Source organism: Pseudoalteromonas sp. T1lg76 (assembly GCF_002964725.1).
Classification (GTDB): domain Bacteria; phylum Pseudomonadota; class Gammaproteobacteria; order Enterobacterales; family Alteromonadaceae; genus Pseudoalteromonas.
On record NZ_PQCE01000055.1, the window covers coordinates 1 to 1,408 of the forward strand.

Consider the following 1,408-nt stretch of genomic DNA (forward strand, 5'->3'; position numbering starts at 1 on the left):
CACACTTTGTGTCCCCTTCGTCTAGAGGCCTAGGACACCGCCCTTTCACGGCGGTAACAGGGGTTCGAATCCCCTAGGGGACGCCACTTTCTTCTTGTTCTTATCCGGTTATATCCAACTTTTTAAAATCATCAGCGTTCAGCTCTGATATTTATAGATACAATCGATACACTCCTTTCCTGCTCAATAACTTCAGTTAACTTTTTGAGCACAGTTGCGTTTCGGCTTTGCCATGTCTTGACAAAGATCTTGGCTTTTAAATCACTATCCCAATAACGCTAAATCTCTAAAAGAAGGCGAAGGCAAGTTCTACCTGGGTATAGTCACGACTTTAAAGCTGGATAGCGCATCTCTGAGCGCGTCTTATCAAATCTCGGGTGATTGCAGCCGATATCCTTACAGCCTGGCGCTTTGGTGCAGATAGAGCGGGTTAACATAATTATCGAGAGTCAGGCCTTGCTGGCCTTGTTAGGCAAGTGGTTGTTAATAGCGGCGGCGCAACCTAAAGTAGTTAGCCGCCGTTTCACAGTTAAAAGCTGGTGTATTCTTTTTTCTGAATAAGCTCGATGGCATAGCCATCTGGGTCCTTCACAAAAGCGATTTCAGTGGTGCCGCCTTTTACCGGGCCCGGCTCACGGCTAATTACTCCACCTGCAGCGCGAATATCGTCGCACGCCTTGTATATATCATCATACTCGATGGCGATATGGCCATAGGCCGTGCCCAGCTCGTAGCTATCCTGATCCCAGTTATAAGTCAGTTCAAGCACGGTATGATCTTTCTCTTCACCATAGCCTACAAAGGCCAAGGTATAGCGGTATTCTTCATTGTCTGCTCGGCGCAGCTCCTTCATCCCTAAAACTTGCGTGTAAAACTCAATTGAACGTTCTAAATTGCCCACGCGTAACATGGTGTGTAATAAGCGCATGATGCCACCTTACATTGTATATATGGAAAGACGCCATGGGCTTATCGGCAAAAACACCCGATAGCACACAGCATTATAACCGGGCTACTTTAACGTTAAACCCCTGGGGCTACAACCGCCAATTGGACAACAAAGCGGTGCTGTAAATACAAAAATGCCGCTCACTAATGGAGCGGCATGGGTTAACACTAACCTAGTGTCGGGCTTATGATGTTAGGCCTTTTGACGGCGCAGCCAAGCAAAAGGAAGCAGTAGCATGAGCCAAGCAAATGAACCACTTGAGCTCTTTTTCTCTGTCTCTTCAACCGTGCTTTGCGCGGTCACCGTCACATTAACGCTTGAGGTTACTTCTTCCATACCATCGGAAACGGTAACAGTGAAGGTATGAGTGCCTGCGCTCAAACCACTTACCGAGGTAGTGGCTGCAGTTTGGTCTGCAATCGAGCCAGGACCTTCCCACAGGTAAGACAATTCATCACC

2 protein-coding genes and 1 tRNA gene are annotated in these 1,408 nt (G+C 47.5%); 1 reads left to right on the plus strand and 2 read right to left on the minus strand.

Features of this window, described 5'->3' with window-relative positions:
• The first annotated feature begins 10 nt into the window (after window positions 1-10).
• Window positions 11-86, plus strand: a tRNA-Glu gene (locus C2M35_RS14975).
• A 443-nt stretch (window positions 87-529) separates the two neighbouring features.
• Here C2M35_RS14975 and gloA read toward each other — a convergent pair.
• Both gloA and C2M35_RS15845 read right to left on the minus strand, forming a co-directional pair.
• A complete protein-coding gene (gene gloA / locus C2M35_RS14980; protein WP_105190388.1) occupies window positions 530-928 on the minus strand; it encodes a lactoylglutathione lyase in 399 nt (132 codons plus the stop codon).
• A gap of 213 nt (window positions 929-1,141) precedes the next feature.
• Window positions 1,142-1,408, minus strand: a 267-nt coding sequence (locus C2M35_RS15845) for a PKD domain-containing protein (protein ID WP_234000075.1), incomplete at its 5' end; no start/stop codon positions are given.